The sequence below is a fragment of the Agrobacterium sp. 5Ca50 genome (assembly GCF_055381905.1).
Genome location: NZ_AP026438.1, coordinates 2,806,391 through 2,822,730, shown reverse-complemented (window position 1 = coordinate 2,822,730; position 16,340 = coordinate 2,806,391). Strand labels below are relative to the sequence as shown.

At 52.9% G+C, this 16,340-nt stretch carries 16 protein-coding genes; 10 read left to right on the top strand and 6 right to left on the bottom strand.

The window, feature by feature from the left end:
• Nucleotides 1–62: 62 nt before the first annotated feature.
• Nucleotides 63–857: a response regulator gene (locus ACZ5FM_RS13660; protein WP_192487969.1), complete on the top strand. Its 795-nt coding sequence runs from the start codon at nucleotides 63–65 to the stop codon at nucleotides 855–857.
• Between the two features lie 108 nt (nucleotides 858–965).
• Nucleotides 966–1,955 carry a sensor histidine kinase gene (locus ACZ5FM_RS13655; protein ID WP_250982322.1) on the top strand — a complete coding sequence of 330 codons (990 nt, stop codon included), beginning with the start codon at nucleotides 966–968 and terminating at the stop codon, nucleotides 1,953–1,955.
• 252 nt (nucleotides 1,956–2,207) lie between these two features.
• Here ACZ5FM_RS13655 and ACZ5FM_RS13650 read toward each other — a convergent pair whose 3' ends face one another.
• Nucleotides 2,208–3,902: a sensor histidine kinase gene (locus tag ACZ5FM_RS13650; RefSeq protein ID WP_464038953.1), complete on the bottom strand. Its 1,695-nt coding sequence runs from the start codon at nucleotides 3,900–3,902 to the stop codon at nucleotides 2,208–2,210.
• A 283-nt stretch (nucleotides 3,903–4,185) separates the two neighbouring features.
• Between ACZ5FM_RS13650 and ACZ5FM_RS13645 the strand changes: the two genes are divergently transcribed.
• Nucleotides 4,186–4,767: a PRC-barrel domain-containing protein gene (locus ACZ5FM_RS13645; RefSeq protein ID WP_250982320.1), complete on the top strand. Its 582-nt coding sequence runs from the start codon at nucleotides 4,186–4,188 to the stop codon at nucleotides 4,765–4,767.
• A gap of 74 nt (nucleotides 4,768–4,841) precedes the next feature.
• Here ACZ5FM_RS13645 and galE read toward each other — a convergent pair whose 3' ends face one another.
• From galE to ACZ5FM_RS13630, 3 genes are all read right to left on the bottom strand, one after another.
• Complete coding sequence (galE, locus tag ACZ5FM_RS13640) at nucleotides 4,842–5,819, bottom strand: UDP-glucose 4-epimerase GalE (RefSeq protein WP_259142262.1); 978 nt, start codon at nucleotides 5,817–5,819, stop codon at nucleotides 4,842–4,844.
• A 135-nt stretch (nucleotides 5,820–5,954) separates the two neighbouring features.
• A complete protein-coding gene (locus ACZ5FM_RS13635) occupies nucleotides 5,955–6,371 on the bottom strand; it encodes a hypothetical protein (protein ID WP_464038952.1) in 417 nt (138 codons plus the stop codon).
• 8 nt (nucleotides 6,372–6,379) lie between these two features.
• Nucleotides 6,380–6,721 (bottom strand): ElaB/YgaM/YqjD family protein, encoded by a 342-nt coding sequence (locus ACZ5FM_RS13630; protein ID WP_275641983.1) that lies wholly within the window; start codon nucleotides 6,719–6,721, stop codon nucleotides 6,380–6,382.
• Between the two features lie 376 nt (nucleotides 6,722–7,097).
• Here ACZ5FM_RS13630 and nspC point away from each other — a divergent pair, with 376 nt between their 5' ends.
• Together nspC and ACZ5FM_RS13620 are read left to right on the top strand one after the other, a co-directional pair.
• A complete protein-coding gene (gene nspC / locus ACZ5FM_RS13625) occupies nucleotides 7,098–8,195 on the top strand; it encodes a carboxynorspermidine decarboxylase (protein WP_259142294.1) in 1,098 nt (365 codons plus the stop codon).
• An 83-nt stretch (nucleotides 8,196–8,278) separates the two neighbouring features.
• Nucleotides 8,279–9,520 carry a saccharopine dehydrogenase family protein gene (locus tag ACZ5FM_RS13620; protein ID WP_192487977.1) on the top strand — a complete coding sequence of 414 codons (1,242 nt, stop codon included), beginning with the start codon at nucleotides 8,279–8,281 and terminating at the stop codon, nucleotides 9,518–9,520.
• 44 nt (nucleotides 9,521–9,564) lie between these two features.
• Here ACZ5FM_RS13620 and ACZ5FM_RS13615 read toward each other — a convergent pair whose 3' ends face one another.
• Nucleotides 9,565–9,786: a DUF2934 domain-containing protein gene (locus ACZ5FM_RS13615; protein ID WP_250982315.1), complete on the bottom strand. Its 222-nt coding sequence runs from the start codon at nucleotides 9,784–9,786 to the stop codon at nucleotides 9,565–9,567.
• A 306-nt stretch (nucleotides 9,787–10,092) separates the two neighbouring features.
• Here ACZ5FM_RS13615 and ACZ5FM_RS13610 point away from each other — a divergent pair, with 306 nt between their 5' ends.
• The 5 genes from ACZ5FM_RS13610 (at nucleotide 10,093) to ACZ5FM_RS13590 (ending at nucleotide 15,150) form a co-directional block, all read left to right on the top strand.
• A complete protein-coding gene (locus ACZ5FM_RS13610; RefSeq protein WP_464038951.1) occupies nucleotides 10,093–11,172 on the top strand; it encodes an enoyl-CoA hydratase/isomerase family protein in 1,080 nt (359 codons plus the stop codon).
• A 177-nt stretch (nucleotides 11,173–11,349) separates the two neighbouring features.
• Nucleotides 11,350–12,336: a thiosulfate ABC transporter substrate-binding protein CysP gene (gene cysP / locus ACZ5FM_RS13605; RefSeq protein ID WP_464038950.1), complete on the top strand. Its 987-nt coding sequence runs from the start codon at nucleotides 11,350–11,352 to the stop codon at nucleotides 12,334–12,336.
• A gap of 72 nt (nucleotides 12,337–12,408) precedes the next feature.
• A complete protein-coding gene (cysT, locus tag ACZ5FM_RS13600; protein WP_250982313.1) occupies nucleotides 12,409–13,230 on the top strand; it encodes a sulfate ABC transporter permease subunit CysT in 822 nt (273 codons plus the stop codon).
• A 4-nt stretch (nucleotides 13,231–13,234) separates the two neighbouring features.
• The gene (cysW, locus tag ACZ5FM_RS13595) at nucleotides 13,235–14,128 is read left to right on the top strand and encodes a sulfate ABC transporter permease subunit CysW (protein ID WP_250982312.1); all 894 of its coding nucleotides are present in this window, start codon (nucleotides 13,235–13,237) and stop codon (nucleotides 14,126–14,128) included.
• Nucleotides 14,125–15,150, top strand: a complete 1,026-nt coding sequence (locus ACZ5FM_RS13590) for a sulfate/molybdate ABC transporter ATP-binding protein (protein ID WP_192487982.1) — start codon at nucleotides 14,125–14,127, stop codon at nucleotides 15,148–15,150. Before cysW ends, ACZ5FM_RS13590 begins: the two co-directional genes overlap by 4 nt.
• An 11-nt stretch (nucleotides 15,151–15,161) precedes the next feature.
• On the opposite strand, the gene ACZ5FM_RS13585 is transcribed toward ACZ5FM_RS13590, so the two are convergent.
• Nucleotides 15,162–16,259 carry a DNA alkylation repair protein gene (locus tag ACZ5FM_RS13585; protein WP_250982311.1) on the bottom strand — a complete coding sequence of 366 codons (1,098 nt, stop codon included), beginning with the start codon at nucleotides 16,257–16,259 and terminating at the stop codon, nucleotides 15,162–15,164.
• Nucleotides 16,260–16,340 lie beyond the last annotated feature (81 nt).

Genomic DNA, 16,340 nt, shown 5'->3' with positions numbered 1-16,340 from the left:
TTTAAGTGTTGTGTTTACACACGGATTTGCAGGGCAAATCGCATGTAAGGGGAGAATTATTAATGTCAGTTTCCACTCGTATAGCGCCTCATCTGCCTTATTTACGCAGGTTTGCGAGAGCCGTTTGCGGTTCCCAGACCACAGGTGATGCCTATGTTGCTGCGAGCCTCGAGGCCTTGATCGCCGATGTCAGTATTTATCCCAAGACCAGCAGCGACAGAGTTTCAGTCTATCAATTGTTTGTCTCTATTTTTGGTTCCGTTAGCATCAATATAAACCCCGAAGAACCACTGAGTGGTTGGGAAAAGCAGGCCTCTGCCAATTTGGCAGCACTGCCGCCTCTTCCAAGGCTGGCATTTCTGCTAACTACAGTGGAAGAGTTCAGCGCCAGTGAAGCTGCGGAAATTATTCAGGTTTCGGAAAAGAAGCTTGGCGAACTGATCGACACAGCCGCATCGGAAATCGCCCGCCAAGTGGCAACCGATATCATGATCATCGAAGATGAGCCTTTGATCGCCATGGATATCGAGCAAATGGTGACAGACCTCGGTCACAATGTTACCGGCATTGCTCGTACCCACAAAGAAGCCATCGAGCTGTTCAAGACCACCCGTCCAAAAATGGTTCTTGCAGATATCCAGCTGGCCGACGGAAGTTCCGGTCTTGAAGCGATGAATGAAATCCTGCAGTCCACATCGCTGCCAGTTATCTTCATCACGGCATTCCCGGAGCGACTGCTGACTGGCGAACGGCCAGAACCGACATTCCTGGTCACCAAGCCATTCAACCCAGATATGGTGAAGGCACTGATCAGTCAGGCGCTCTTCTTTAATGAAAATTCACGTGCTGCTGCATAGGTGATTTGCCCGGTCATGACGGGTGAAGGGTAAGGCTCTTCCCCGGACATGGTGTTCGTCACAACCTTCGCGAAGCGGTTGTTGTGACATTGTTTAAGGAGATCATGAGTGCACCGTCTGGCTTGGTACACGCCTGGGCAGGATGAGCAGGAATTACGTGAATCGCTGATACTCGCTCTGCTGGATTCCGGCGAGACTGTCATGCTTCAGGATTGTTCCTCAAACTACATCTTCATAGCCAATCTCCCGGATCTTTGGCAGGTTCCCGCCGGGTGCGAACCGACTGATGAAAATCTTTTTGGATCGGAGTTGGCCCTTCGGCTTTCAGATTTGAAGCAAGGGCTCAACGTGTCCGGTGCCAGCGGTATGCTGGAGGTGAATGCGGGCGAAGACCGGATTTTCCAGTTTGCTGCCTACACAACCGTCACGCGCGGTGAGCAGCTTGTGATCAAAACGACGATCCGTGAGGTCACTGCAGAACGCAGGCGTGAGCAACTATTGCGCTCTTTATTGCGTGAAGTGAGCCACAGGTCGAAGAACCTGATGGCGATCATTCAAAGTCTTGCTTCGCAAACGGCACGTTTTACGCTGTCTAAAGACGAGTTCCTGCGCAAGTTCAGGGGGCGTCTGCATGCGCTGTCGCAGGCGCAGGATCTGATTACCGATTCCGATTGGCGAGGCGCTTCGGTTTTTGACCTATTGCGTCAGCAGTCCAATCTCTATCTGCCGGAATATCCGCATCTGGTTCGCATGCATGGCGATAATGTGCTGCTGAACCCGAATGGTGCTGTCTATGTCGGGTTGGCGTTTCATGAGCTGGTGGTTAACACCATCTCTCATGGCGGTAATTTGGCAAGCCATCTTCCAGTTACCTTGCACTGTACCCGTTCGCAGACGGATGGGGAGGATCGGCTGGAAATTCTATGGGAGGAGCCACTCTCAAACCGGCCTATCGAACCAAAGCCGGAGGGGCATAAGCACAATGCCCATTTTGGCAGTGTGGTGCTTGAAAAGGTCGTCCCGGCGGCTTTGGCTGGCGAGGCGGTTTATGAAATTCATACCGACCACATCCGCTATCGTCTGACGTTCCCTATTTAACAGTGGTTACTTCTGCCAGTTTTGCGGCCCTCCCCAATTTTGTTGCGGGAGGGTTATTCATTTGGGCAAGTGATTGATACTCAGGAAATCAGCCATAAAAAAAGCCCGGTTCGGGGGCTGAACCGGGCTTTTTTATACAGGTCTTAGGGCGGGACCTGCATAAGCCAAGGGAATGACGGGGGACGGGGTAACATTCCTGGCTTGCAGAAAGAATGCGTGAGCATTCATTTCGTTCCCAAGAAATTTTCATTTTTATTCTGCCTCGGATGTTTTGCTTGATTTGATGAAATAGCGTGTTGGGGCAGTGAGCGTCCAGGCAAAGCCAGAGGTGGCGTAATCCATGGCGACAACGCCCGAAAACGCGCCTTCTGCATGACGTTTGACAATGGTGGAGCCAAATCCTTTGCGGCTTGGTTGTTCGGCCGCCGGCCCATTTTTCTCGCGCCAGTAAATCGTCATCATCTCCTGACCATCTTCTCTCTCAGATTGCTGCCATTCAATTTCAACGATGCCGTTTTTGACGGACAGCGCACCGTACTTGATGGAGTTGGTTGTCAATTCGTGCAGGATCAATCCGAGATTCTGTGCTGCCTCTGGCGAGAGCATGAAGTCTTCACCCTTGTTGACGACTTGCTGGCTTACACTGCCGAACACATCAAGATGGGTTTCGATCAATTTCTTGATTGGCAATCCCTGCCACTGGGTTTCTGTCAGGGCACGAATAGACATACCAAGGCCACGCAGTCTGTGATCGACCTCTCTCTGGAAATCAGCAATCGACGTGTTTTCACGCGCAAGCTGCCGCATCATCGCTTGCACAAGTGTCAGGATATTTTTTGATCGATGAACAAGCTCGTGCAGAACCAGCAACATGTGGTCTTCAGCCTGACTTCGGTCGAAGGAGGCATTGGACAGAGCAATAGCCACTTGGTTCGCTTCGGTGATCTTGGTCTGTACCGGTGCAACAATTTCGCCCTGGCCGATGCGCTCCGCCATATCGGTTATTTCCAGTATCGAGCTTCGCAGTTGCCGACCGACGATATAGGCGCCGGTGATTGCGGCCAGCACCATCAGCACGCTGCCTATCATCATGTTGCGCCAGGTGCTGACCAATGCGACTTGGCTAGAGGATGCCGGACCCCAGATAACGGTTTTCCATGACCAGCCGAGAAACTGGGAATAGGCGAAGACGTTGCCGTGATCATCGAGAAAGTTGCCACTGAAACCGCTCATGCGGCCGAGCAGATTTTCCTCGGTAAATGCTTCTCCAGGCACGACCTTGCCTGGTTCGCTTGAGATAATCACCCTGTCTTCATCGTCCAGCACGGCAACAGACCAGTCAGCAGGCAGGTTCTCTGTCGAGATAAGCGGGCGAAGATCAGCGGCATTTTGCGTCATGATCAGTGCATCGCCTGTGCTTGCAAGTCTCGACGGTAGCGGCAATGTAACGTTAAACACCCATTGCTTGCTGGTGTTGCCAAAAAAGATATTCGATACGGTTATGCGGTTTTGAGACAGCGATTTCGAGAGGTCTGCCTGCCCAGGAATTTTTCCCAGCGTTTCGCCTGATGGCAGGCGCGTGTTCAGCTTCTGCTGCCCGTCTTTGGTGGCGACAATAACGTAAAGACCTTCTTGCGCGAGGCTTGAATGAATACGGCGCTGAAAGGCGGGAAGATCGTTGCTTTCAAGTTCTGGAAACTGTGCCAGCAAGTTGAGGGATGTTGCCATTTCCTGTAGGCGGCGTTCAATGCTGCGGCTTATCGCTCTGGCATCGTCTACGGTTTCACGTTGCAGGTCGGAACGTTCGTCGGCCTCGAGTTTGAACATCAGGTAGCCGGTAAAAACAATCAGCGGCAAGGTGACGACAGTGGTCATCACCACAATATAAGCTCTTAGCGAAGCGACCGGGAACAACCGTCCAAGGTATGCTTTGAGTTTCTCGATCATCCCGTTCCTTGTCGGTCATGCGACTGATTTCACTTTCAGGCGATGAGAACGATTGCCAAACTGACGATACATTATGTCATGCCGGATCATTTTAAAAGCATGATTACACCCCGAAATTTAGGGCGTTAGAATGAAAAAGCAAAGACATTTCCGTGTGTTGAGCAACTTTCTCGATAAAATAAGGAACCATCTCCGCCCTTGTGCCGTTTCCATACCGAACAGCAAACACAACCGAACATACCGGTTATTGCAAGTTCTTGATGTTACGAAAGGAAGGTTCGATATGAAGAAGACACTCACCATGATCGCATCCGCTGCCCTGTTGGGTTCAACTGCTTTCGCACCACTTGCGATGGCGCAAACCACACCGGCCCCGGGTGCTCCAGCAAGCCCTTCGGTAGAAAGCCCTGCGGCTACACCCGCAACTCCTGTTGCTCCTGCAACACCTGATGCGACTGTTGCCCCAGACACAGCCGCTTCCGCGTCGGGTGAATATTTGACCGAGCAGTCTGAGCAGCAGGTCAGTGCCAATGACTATATTGGTAAGTCGATCTACACCTCTGGTGATGAAAGCATCGGTAACGTGACCGACCTTATTATTCAGGAAAACGGTGGCATTGATGCAGTTGTCGTAGGTGTTGGTGGTTTCCTTGGTATTGGCGCTAAAAACGTAGCGCTGCCAATCGACAAGGTAACTGTAACGCGTGACGCTGAAGCTGGTACCGTTCGTTTGACGACGATGGAAACAGCTGATGCCCTGAAAGCGGCACCACAGTTCATGACGCTGGAAGAAAAGCGTAATGCACAGAATGCCCAGGCGCCAGCAATGCCTGATACCTCGACAACCTCGTCGACCACCCCGTAACGGTTGGTTGAGTTCAAATAAAAAGGCGATGCTGTTGGCATCGCCTTTTTTGTTGCCTGTCTATCAGAGACATTTCAGCCGTTATGAGTGGAATGCCATTGCCAGGCCGAGCTGATAATGTCTTTTAACGTATATTGTGGATCCCAACCCAAAACTTCGCGTGCCTTGTCATTATTGGCGACCAGTGTGGTGGAGTCACCCTCGCGACGATCGGCATAGGTCACAGGAAATGGGCGTCCGGATATGTCGGAAATGGTATTCAGCAATTCCTTGACCGTGGTGCCCGTGCCGGTGCCAAGGTTCAACTCAACGGTTGAGCCTCCCGCCAGCAGATAATCGACAGCACGAACATGGGCGTCGGCCAGATCGAGCACATGGATGTAATCACGAACACAGGTGCCGTCGCGTGTGTCATAGTCTGTTCCGAAGACCTTGAAACCTTCACGGCGGCCAAGTGCTGCGTCGATTGCAAGCGGGATAGCGTGGGTTTCCGGCGTATGCCATTCGCCGATACGGCCTTCAAAATCTGCACCTGCTGCGTTGAAGTAACGCAGGATAACCGACCGCAGGTTTTTGTAGGTGCCAAAATCCTTCAAGGCTTGTTCAATGATCAGCTTGGTGCGGCCGTAGGGATTGATCGGTGCTTGTGGGTGTTGTTCATCCAGCGGCACCCGTTCCGGAAGACCATAGGTCGCGCAGGTGGATGAAAACACAAATGCATCAATCCCTGCATTTAGCGCGCAGGAGAGCAGGGTCAGTGCACCAATGACATTGTTGTCGTAAAAGGCGACAGGTTCCTTGACAGATTCACCAACTTCGATCAGCGCAGCAAAATGCATCACCGCCTTTGGCTTGTGCTTTGCAATGACCTCGTCAAGGCGCGCACGGTCTCTGATGTCGCCCTGCTCGAATGGGCCCCAGCGCACAAATTCTTCATGTCCATTGGAAAGGTTATCGTAAACAACGGGCTCGTAGCCTCTTTCTGCAAGCAGGAGGCACGTGTGCGAGCCAATATATCCGGCCCCACCAACGACGAGAATTTTTTCTGGCATCGATAATCTCTCAAATATTGAACCCATGCGTTTCATTGCATGGTTTCCGGATCGAGGCCAGAGACGCAGATAGTTGTTACGGCAATATTACAGGAGAACGGTATCCGGCCGTCCGAAAACAGCCGGATAGAGTTGTTATTTGCGCACGATTGGCCGGGCAGCCAGAAATGCGAGCACACCGGCAACCGCTAGGGTCACATAGGGCCGGGACTGCATGGCGTTGCCAACCAATGACTGCACAACAAGCGGCGCCATCGCGACTTGCCCCACTCCAGGCGGAGGGCCGTAGGCACGTGGCCGGTTCATTACAGCCAAGACTATCAGTGCGATAACACCAAGCAAGAATGCGATGCCTGCAATCAACAAAGCTGCAGGGCCGGCGCCAATTTCCCGGGCCAGATAGATGGCGCCAGCAATGATGCCGAAGATCAAAGCGACCAGAAAACTGAACAAGCAGAATGCCCACAACATGGCCTTGCAGCGTATGCGGCGGGTTATAACTCTGCCCTCACGCTGGCTGTCGCTGAGGTAAACGAGAAGGGTTTGGAGCATGGCGATTATTAGCGGCGGTTGATAACGGCAAGCAAAAAGCCGACCGCAACAGCAATGCCAATAGACTGCAGGGGCTTTTTTTGCACCTGTTCTGTCAGGCTCTGGTTGAGGGCGGAAAACTCGTCGCGAACATTTTGCGCTGCTTGGGTGGAGGCGTTGATTGCCTCATCTGTGACACGACTTGCCTGCGCTTTGATCTCATCTGTTGCATCAACGCCAAGCGCTTTCACACTTTTGGCGAGGCCGGCAAGGTCTTCTCGCAAGCGTGCGAGTTGCTCGGCAATCTCCGCAACATTCTCATTTTCGAGCGCCTGATCGATCTTTTCATTCACGTTGCGTGGTCCAGCCATGTGTTGTCCCTTTCAGTTGTTGCCCTGTAAAAAATACGTCTATTGCGTGTCTCACATATAGCCGAAGAAGTAGAGAAGGATAATGACTGGGATAGGAATACCCACCAGCCAGAGAAGAATGCCTCTCATATTTATCTCCATTAGGGCGCTCGCAGGTACGCTTCACGCCAACTTTACCAACTACGGCTTTAAACAGCTCGAGACTGCATATTGTTCCATGACAAAAGGAATTTGCTGGCGATGACAGCCTGTTGACGGCTTTTTTTGGCAAACAGGGTTTGCACACGCACAACATTTCTGCGTGGTTATTTGTTTTCCTGTCACAAGCATCATATAAGGCCCATCAAAATCCTATAGACGAAGATGTGACGCCGCGATGATTCAGACACCTTATTACATGATCGACAAGTCCAGACTGCTCCAGAACATGGAGAAGATTGCCTATGTGCGGGAGAAGTCCGGCGCCAAGGCTTTGCTGGCGTTGAAGTGCTTTGCCACATGGTCGGTGTTCGATTTCATGAGCCAGTATATGGATGGCACGACATCCTCATCGCTGTACGAGGTTCGTCTTGGCCATGAGAAGTTTGGCGGCGAAACTCATGCTTACAGCGTGGCCTATGCCGATTACGAGATCGATGAAGTCATCTCGCATGCTGACAAAATTATTTTTAACTCGATCAGCCAGCTTGAGCGTTTTGCTGACAAGGCTGCTGGTATCACGCGCGGACTTCGCCTCAATCCTCAGGTCAGCTCGTCCAGTTTTGATCTGGCGGACCCGGCCCGTCCGTTCAGCCGTCTCGGTGAGTGGGACGTCGCCAAGGTCGAGAAGGTCATGGATCGGATCTCCGGCTTCATGATCCACAACAACTGCGAAAACAATGATTTTGCGCTGTTTGACCGCATGTTGACGCAGATCGAGGAAAAGTTTGGAACGCTGCTTTCTCGCGCCGAATGGGTAAGCCTTGGTGGTGGCATCCACTTTACCGGCGAAGGTTACCCGATCGATGCATTCTGTGACCGCCTCAAGGCGTTCTCGCAAAAATACGACGTGCAGGTTTATCTGGAGCCAGGCGAGGCTTCGATCACCAAGAGCACGACGCTTGAAGTGACGGTTCTCGATACGCTTTATAACGGCAAAAACCTGGCAATTGTCGACAGCTCGATCGAAGCCCATATGCTCGATCTGTTGATCTACCGCGAAAATGCCAAGGTAACGCCAAATGAAGGCGATCACAGCGTTATGGTCTGCGGTAAGTCCTGCCTCGCCGGCGATATATTCGGGGAGTTCCGTTTTGGCTCCGAGCTCAAGATCGGCGACCGGATTTCGTTCCAGGACGCTGCTGGCTATACTATGGTCAAAAAGAACTGGTTCAATGGCGTGAAAATGCCGGCCATCGTCATCAAGGAACTGGATGGCTCGCTCCGTTCGGTCCGTGAATTTGATTTTGCCGATTACGAGCAAAGTCTTTCATAACATGAGCTGTGGTAAGGGCAGCTCCTGTAAAACCTAATCCAATTGTATCTTATCCCCGTGGGGAAAAGGAGGCATCACCTGAAATGAAGAAGAACGTTCTCATCATCGGCGCCGGTGGCGTGGCACAGGTCGTGGCGCACAAGTGCGCCCAGAACAGCGATGTATTGGGAGACATTCATATTGCGTCACGCACCGTTGAAAAGTGCCGCAAGATTGTCGAATCCGTACGCGAGAAGAAGAGCCTCAAAACCGAGGTGAAGCTTGAGGCCCATGCGCTTGACGCTATGGATGTTGAGGCAACAAAAGCCTTGATAGAGAAAACCGGTGTTGAAATTGTTATCAACGTCGGTTCGGCTTTCGTGAACATGTCCGTTCTTCGCGCCTGCATGGATGCAGGTGTTGCCTATATGGATACTGCAATCCACGAAGATCCGGGTAAAATCTGCGAAGCACCACCGTGGTACGGAAACTACGAGTGGAAGCGCGCCGCAGAGTGCAAGGAAAAAGGTATTACTGCCATTCTCGGCGTCGGTTTCGACCCGGGTGTCGTGAACGCCTATGCACGCCTTGCCAAGGATGAATATTTCGACAAGGTGACCTCGGTTGATATCGTTGATATCAACGCTGGCAGCCATGGTCGCTGGTTCTCCACCAACTTTGATCCGGAGATCAACTTCCGCGAGTTTACGGGCGTTGTTTACTCCTGGCAGAACCAGCAGTGGCAGACCAACAAGATGTTCGAGGTTGGTCAGGAATTTGACCTGCCGGTTGTTGGCAAGCAAAAAGCCTACATGACCGGCCATGACGAAGTGCATTCGCTGTCCAAGAACATGGACGGCGCCGATGTCCGTTTCTGGATGGGCTTTGGTGATCACTACATCAACGTCTTTACCGTGCTGAACAACCTTGGTCTTCTGTCTGAGAAGCCGGTTAAGACCGCCGAAGGTCTTGAAGTTGTGCCGCTGAAGGTGGTCAAGGCCGTTTTGCCTGATCCGTCATCTCTTGCACCTGATTATGTCGGCAAGACTTGCATTGGCGATATCGTCAAGGGCACCAAAGACGGCAAGGAACGCGAAGTCTTCATTTACAACGTGGCTGACCACAAGGAAGCCTATGAAGAAGTCGGCAGTCAGGGCATTTCCTACACTGCTGGCGTGCCACCAGTTGCTGCGGCGATGTTGATTGCGACAGGTGAGTGGGATGTGAAGCAGATGGCGAACGTGGAAGAACTGCCGCCGCAGCCATTCCTCGACATCCTTAACCGCATCGGCCTGCCGACGCGCATCAAGGATGAGAACGGCGATCGCGCGCTGGACTTCTCTTGAAGATAGACAAAAAAAGCCCCGCAATTGCGGGGCTTTTTTATGGCCTATTCGGCCGGAACCTTGATCTTTTTCGGTTTGGCAGGTGCGGCAGCCTTTGCAGCGGTTTTTCTTTTGACGGCCGGATGGGTGGCAGTGGATTCGTTCAAAAGTTTAAACTCCCGGGTCGCTTGACCCCAATGTTCGGCATCCCTGCCATTTGGATGTCCTTCTGCCTCCCACAGGGTGTAGGCACGCTTGCTGATCCATTCGTATTCCGAAGACTGCATTTCAAATCTCCTGTTGATGATCGTTGCTTGTGCAACGCGATACGCATGGCCGGCAGGACGCTGGACAGGGATTGCGCCGGCAATCTGAGAGGTCATTACAAGGCATGATTCGGCAGGCGTCAAGCGTTCTTGCTGCGCTGCAAGAACGCCATGGTTGCCATTTGTCAAATCCATGCGATTTTTGGGACGAAAGTTGTATCGATCCTGGACCGGCATTGGTGTTTATCAATGCATTGCCACCTGTAAAATGTACTTTCACAATGAAAACCGAACAGCGATTCCTGGCATTCAATTTTAGGTGATCAGATGAATGACATGACCGGTCCCGACAATGACCTCATGGTCGAGCGTAAAGGTTACTGCGGGATTATCCGGCTTAACCGGCCGCGTGCACTCAACAGTCTGAACCTGAACATGGTGCATCACATGAGGGAGGCATTGGCCACCTTCTCCGATGACCCTGAGATTGCCAGTGTCATTGTTGCCGGTGAGGGCGGACGGGCCTTTTGCGCCGGCGGTGACATCCGCATTATCCATGACCTTGGCAAGGCAAACGATCCGGATGTCAGCCGTTTTTGGCGGGAGGAATTTCCGCTCAACTATACTATCGCACATTATCCCAAACCCTATATCGCTCTAATGGATGGCATTGTCATGGGAGGTGGCGTGGGGCTTTCCGCCCACGGTGCGTTCCGTGTGGTGACGGAGACGACACGTCTTGCGATGCCCGAAACCGGGATAGGCTATTTTCCAGATGTCGGGGTCAGCTGGCTTTTGCCAAAGGCGCCCGGGGAAATTGGTACATGGATGGGTTTGACCGGCAATGAGGTCAATGCTGCGGATGCGGTATTTGCAGGACTTGCGGATGTGCACGTTCCATCAGAGCGACTGGAGGAGTTGACCACTGCAATTTCTGCACTGGCTCCATCGCATGTGCATAAGGGCATTGAGATGCTGTTTGCGCAATTTTCAACGCCGCCAGCACCGGGGATGTTTGAAACTGGTCGCGAGCTTATCGATGCCGTGTTTAGCCATGATACGGTTGATGAGATCATTGCCACATTGAAGACCAGGGATAATGCTTTTTCGCAATCTATACTACAGACCCTGCAGAAGAGGTCACCAACCAGCCTGAAAATCACCTTGCGTATGTTGCGGCTGGCCCGTGACAGTTCCGGTCTGATCGAATGTCTGGAGCGTGAATTCGCGGCTGGATTAGAGGTTTTAAAGGGCTATGATTTTTATGAGGGTGTGAGGGCGGCGATCATCGACAAGGACCGCAATCCCCAGTGGCAACCGGCTATGCTCAGTGATGTCACAGATGAAGATGTCGCACGGTATTTTGGCCAAAATCCCCACCCCGTTTTTGCCAGCCACAGGCTGTAAACTTGCGAAAGCTTTAGGCAATACTTCCTCCTATTTGCCTGAGAGGGAATATTAATCGCATACCGCCAATTCATTTGGCGTAAAATTCTCCTTTCCGTAGAGGTGTTGGAGGGGGATTCCTCGCATGAGCGGGCTGCTATCTATAGTTTCATCCTCAGTTCATTTGTGGGGAATTCAATGAAGCGCCTTCTCATTCTCGGTTCAGCACTTGCTGTTCTCTTCTCCGGTCAGGCTTTTGCCGAAGCGCCGAAAACGCTGCTCAACGCATCCTATGACGTTGCGCGTGAAGTCTTTGCTGCCGAAAATGAAGCCTTCATCAAGGCGCATCCGGGCGTAACGGTTGACCAGTCTCACGCTGGTACATCCAAGCAGGCGCGCGCCATTGTCGAAGGTCTGGAAGCCGACGTTGTGACGTTCAATCAGGTAACGGATATCGATTTTCTGGTGAAGCAGAGTTTTGTCTCTGCTGACTGGCAGAAAGACTTTCCGAACAACGCTTCGCCATTTTATTCCTTCCCGTCTTTCCTCGTTCGCGCCGGTAACCCGAAGAATATCAAGGACTGGGACGATCTGGCCCGCGATGATGTGAAGATTGTTTTCCCAAACCCGAAAACCTCCGGCAATGCGCGTTACACCTATCTGGCTGCCACTGCTTACGCCAAGGAAAAGTTCAACGGCGACGAGGCGAAGGTTGAAGGTTTCATCAAGAAAATATTTGAGAACGTTCCGGTTTTTGACACCGGAGGCCGCGCTGCCACCACCACCTTCGTTGAGCGCGAAATCGGTGACGTGATCATCACGTTTGAAGCGGAAACCCGTGGCATTGCCAAGCAATATGGCACCGACAAGTTCGAAAGCGTCGTGCCGTCGGTCAGCCTGCTTGCAGAATTCCCTGTTGCTGTCGTCGACAAGGTCGTTGACAAGCGCGGCTCGCGTGAACTGGCAAAATCCTACCTCGACTTCCTCTATACGGAAGAAGGCCAGAAAATCGCCGCTGAATTCGGCCACCGCGTCAACAACGAAAAGGTCGCTGCAGAATTCAAGGATCAGTTCCCAGCAATTCGCCTGGTGACAGTGGGCGATGTTTTCGGTGGTTGGGATAAGGTGCAGAAGGAGCATTTTGCGTCCGGCGCCGTCCTTGACAAGCTTTACGGCAACCGTTGATAAAATCGCACTGAGTACGGATTTAACCCGGCAGGGCAAACCTGCCGGGTCAATTTGTTTGGGGGATGCCGTTTGAAACGCAATGTCTTGCCGGGGTTAAGCCTCTCACTCGGCGTAACCCTTTTTTACGTTGGCGTTATCGTGTTGCTGCCGCTGGCAGCACTGGTGTTCAAGGCTGCCAGCCTTGGGCCTGTTGAATACTGGAACATCGTGTCGTCGCCGCGCGCGGTTGCCAGCTACCGAGTTACGGTTCTTTGCGCCTTGGCGGCCACTTGCTTTAACGTGGTGTTCGGTTTGGCGCTGGCATGGGTGCTGACCCGTTACCGTTTTCCCGGCTGGCGTTTTGTCGATGCAATTGTCGATCTGCCCTTCGCCTTGCCGACCGCAGTTGCCGGTATCGCACTGACGGCCCTGTTTGCAGGCAATGGCTGGTTTGGCTCCGTTCTCGCAATGGTCGGTATCAAGGTTGCCTACACGCCGATCGGCATCATGATTGCGATGGCCTTTACCAGCCTGCCCTTTATCGTGCGCACTGTGCAGCCGGTGCTGGAAGACCTCGATCCTGCTCTCGAAGAGGCCGCACAATCGCTTGGTGGCTCTGACTGGGAAATCTTTCGCAAAGTCATTCTGCCGTTGCTCACACCCGCCATTCTGGCGGGTCTTTCGCTGTCCTTTGCCCGCAGTCTGGGTGAATTTGGTGCGATTATTTTTATCGCCGGAAACCAGCCATTTGAAACTGAAATCACCTCGTTGCTCGTTTTCATTCGGCTCGAGGAATATGACTACCAGGCCGCCGCAGCGATTGCATCGGTGCTGTTGTTGACGGCATTCCTGATGCTGGCGGTGACCAACCTGCTGCAGGCTCGGGCCCTCCGTTATACGGTGAGGAGTTGAAGCCATGAGTGCAATCTATTCTCATCGCAAACCGCCACGCGTCGGTGATACACCGCTTGTTCGCCGCTCCTTGATTGCCTTTGTGTTGATCATCGGTTTCCTGCTGGTGGTTGCGCCACTTGTTATCATTGGTGTTGAGGCTTTTTCGGCTGGCTTGAAGGCCTATTCCGCGACGATCATTCATCCGGATACACGCCACGCGATTTTCCTGACGGTGGTTACGGCGCTGATTGCGGTTCCGATCAATACGGTGTTCGGTATTGCGGCGGCATGGGCAATCACCAAGTTTGATTTTCCCGGTCGCAGGCTGCTTCTGGTGGTCATTGAAATACCTTTTTCGATCTCTCCGATTGTTGCGGGTGTGGCCTATCTATTTGTCTATGGTCTGCAGGGGCTGTTTGGGCCGTTGCTGGATGCCTACGACATCAAGATCCTGTTTGCCCTTCCGGGCATCGTGATTGCGTCGATGTTCGTGACGGCACCCTTTGTGGCGCGTGAGCTTATTCCGCTGATGCAGGCGCAGGGCCGTGATCTGGAAGAGGCGGCAACCTCGCTGGGTGCTTCCGGCTGGCGGACATTCTTCTCGGTCACATTGCCGAATATCAAATGGGCTTTGCTGTATGGCGTTGTGCTCTGCAACGCGCGTGTGATGGGCGAATTCGGCGCGGTGTCAGTGGTATCGGGCAATATTCGCGGGCAAACCAATACGCTGCCGCTGCATATCGAGCTGCTTTATCATGACTATCAGACGGCGGGCGCCTTCGCGTCCGCCTCCATTCTGGCTTTCCTGGCGGTGGTCACCATCATTGCCAAGGTCATGCTGGAACGACGCGGCGCCGGGCGTGGCCGCAAGGCTGAAAATGGTGCCAGTGCTGCATCCACGGAGACACATGCATGAAAATCCGCCTCGAAAATGTGGTGAAGACCTTCGATACATTCCGTGCCGTGCATGATGTGTCTCTGGATATCGAAAGCGGTGAATTGCTTGCGCTGCTTGGCCCTTCCGGTTCTGGCAAAACGACGATCCTGCGCATGGTGGCCGGGCTTGAATATGCCGATGGCGGCCGCATCATGTTTGGTGACGAGGACGCGACCAATATTCCGGTGAGAGACCGTGGGGTTGGTTTTGTGTTCCAGCATTATGCGCTGTTTCCACACATGACGCTCAATGAAAACATTGCTTTTGGCATGAAGGTGTCACGCGTCAAACGTGACAAGGCAGCGATTGCGGCACGCGTTGACGAGCTGTTGCGGCTGGTAAAGCTGGACGGGCTGGGTGATCGGTTTCCGGCGCAGATTTCCGGCGGCCAGCGTCAGCGTGTTGCTCTGGCACGCGCGCTTTCGGTTGATCCAAAAGTGTTGCTGCTGGATGAGCCTTTTGGTGCTCTCGACGCCAATGTGCGCCGTGATCTGCGCCGCTGGTTGCGCGAAATTCATGAGGAGCTTGGTATCACCACGATTTTCGTGACGCATGATCAGGAGGAAGCGCTCGATCTGGCCGACCGTGTCGTCATTCTGAAAGACGGAAAGATCGAGCAGCAGGGCACGTCTAAAGAGGTTTGCCGCAATCCGGTGTCGCCGTTCGTCATGCGCTTTCTGGGCGATGCCAATCGTATCTCCGGCGTTGCCAGAAACGGCAAGGTGTTTGTCGGCGAAATGGAATTGCCCTTTGCCTATCATTCCGGTGACGGCAAGGTCGATATCTTCGTTCGTCCAGTCGATCTGGATTGGGAACACCTCCACGACGGGTTGCCTGCGAAGGTTATCCGGGTGCTGGACCGGGCCGGTGAACGACGGGTGATTGCCAGCACCGAAGCCGGGGATATCCTCGAATTCGATGTGCCCCCGGAAAACGGTGTAGAGGCTGGTGAAACCGGATATGTGGTCGTGCGACGGGCCCGGATTTTTCCAGCAAGCTAAAGCCGTGGGTATTATGAGGTGAGGGTAAATTCGCCCTGCGCCTTGATTTCACCATTGATCAGCAGATCGACCTGATGGCGGCCTGGATAATGTGTCCGGGTCGTAAAGTCTTTGATAGCGCGGTTGATGCCAAGTTCGACACGCTCGCCAGGTTCCAGATGCAGTTCTTTCCATTTGAAAACCTTGGGCGCCGTGCTGCCAGCTTTTTTGACGTAGTGGAGGGCATAGTCCACTACCAGCTTTTGTCGCTCCGTACCGGTCGCCTTGATCGCAGCGGCAATTCGTACATTCTCTCCAAGTGAGATGTTGTCAGGTGATACCTGAAAGCTTTCAACAACAACGTCTGCCTTGCCCTTCACGCCAAGAATGGCCAGAGCCGAGTTGTCGCCTTTCTTGATCAGGGTACGCAGCGCCTGGCGGATGATCCACGTGGTGTGCTGATTATCCGTGGGCCATGTCGCCACCTTCTGCAAAACGAAGGCCGGATTATCCTTGGTGATGTCATTGAGATGGTTGGCCACGGATTTGCGGACATAAAGGGACGGATCGCTTTTCAGCTTCTCCAGAATAGGCATGACCGGGGCGGGGTCGTATACCAATGCCTTTAACTGGAAAGACCATGGCAAGCGCGGACGGCAACCTTCCGAACTCAGCCGACGCACATGCTCGTTTTCATCAAATGCCCATGTCTGCATAACATCCAATGTGCGCGACATGTCCTTTGCCAGAAAATGCCGGATTGCAAATTCCGATGAGCCGAAACGGGTGAAATAGTGCAGCGCCTGCATCGACTGTTCGAAATGGTCCTGACCATAAAGCGCCACATATTCTGCAAGGCTGATCGAGGCGAAACCATGATTGATGTGAGGCGCAAGAGCCGTGAGAATTTCGATATTACGGTTGTAGTCGCCGGGCAAAACGGCGTGCCAGGCAATGGCAACTTGCCGCATGCGTTGCATGATGCCGAGATCATCAAGTCCCAACATGGCATGGTGCATGAAAGCCGCCTCATCAAAAGGTGCGTGTGCTGCCTTGGTAATGGACGCAAGGTGCCGCAGGCGGTCGCGATTGAATATTTCCTTCAGGGCGGGCTGGGGTTCTTGCGCCATTTTCTGCGATCCGATTGTTCTCTTTTTGTTCCTTAATCGTAAAACGACAGCGAGGCAATCGATAAAAGAAAACCCGGCGTT

Coding starts and splice junctions, on each gene's coding strand:
- cysW (WP_250982312.1), top strand. CDS start 13,235: ATGAGTGCAATCTATTCTCATCGCAAACCGCCACGCGTCGGTGATACA.
- ACZ5FM_RS13585 (WP_250982311.1), bottom strand. CDS start 16,259: ATGGCGCAAGAACCCCAGCCCGCCCTGAAGGAAATATTCAATCGCGAC.
- nspC (WP_259142294.1), top strand. CDS start 7,098: ATGATTCAGACACCTTATTACATGATCGACAAGTCCAGACTGCTCCAG.
- ACZ5FM_RS13615 (WP_250982315.1), bottom strand. CDS start 9,786: ATGCAGTCTTCGGAATACGAATGGATCAGCAAGCGTGCCTACACCCTG.
- ACZ5FM_RS13590 (WP_192487982.1), top strand. CDS start 14,125: ATGAAAATCCGCCTCGAAAATGTGGTGAAGACCTTCGATACATTCCGT.
- ACZ5FM_RS13645 (WP_250982320.1), top strand. CDS start 4,186: ATGAAGAAGACACTCACCATGATCGCATCCGCTGCCCTGTTGGGTTCA.
- ACZ5FM_RS13620 (WP_192487977.1), top strand. CDS start 8,279: ATGAAGAAGAACGTTCTCATCATCGGCGCCGGTGGCGTGGCACAGGTC.
- ACZ5FM_RS13635 (WP_464038952.1), bottom strand. CDS start 6,371: ATGCTCCAAACCCTTCTCGTTTACCTCAGCGACAGCCAGCGTGAGGGC.
- galE (WP_259142262.1), bottom strand. CDS start 5,819: ATGCCAGAAAAAATTCTCGTCGTTGGTGGGGCCGGATATATTGGCTCG.
- ACZ5FM_RS13650 (WP_464038953.1), bottom strand. CDS start 3,902: ATGATCGAGAAACTCAAAGCATACCTTGGACGGTTGTTCCCGGTCGCT.
- ACZ5FM_RS13660 (WP_192487969.1), top strand. CDS start 63: ATGTCAGTTTCCACTCGTATAGCGCCTCATCTGCCTTATTTACGCAGG.
- ACZ5FM_RS13610 (WP_464038951.1), top strand. CDS start 10,093: ATGAATGACATGACCGGTCCCGACAATGACCTCATGGTCGAGCGTAAA.
- cysP (WP_464038950.1), top strand. CDS start 11,350: ATGAAGCGCCTTCTCATTCTCGGTTCAGCACTTGCTGTTCTCTTCTCC.
- ACZ5FM_RS13630 (WP_275641983.1), bottom strand. CDS start 6,721: ATGGCTGGACCACGCAACGTGAATGAAAAGATCGATCAGGCGCTCGAA.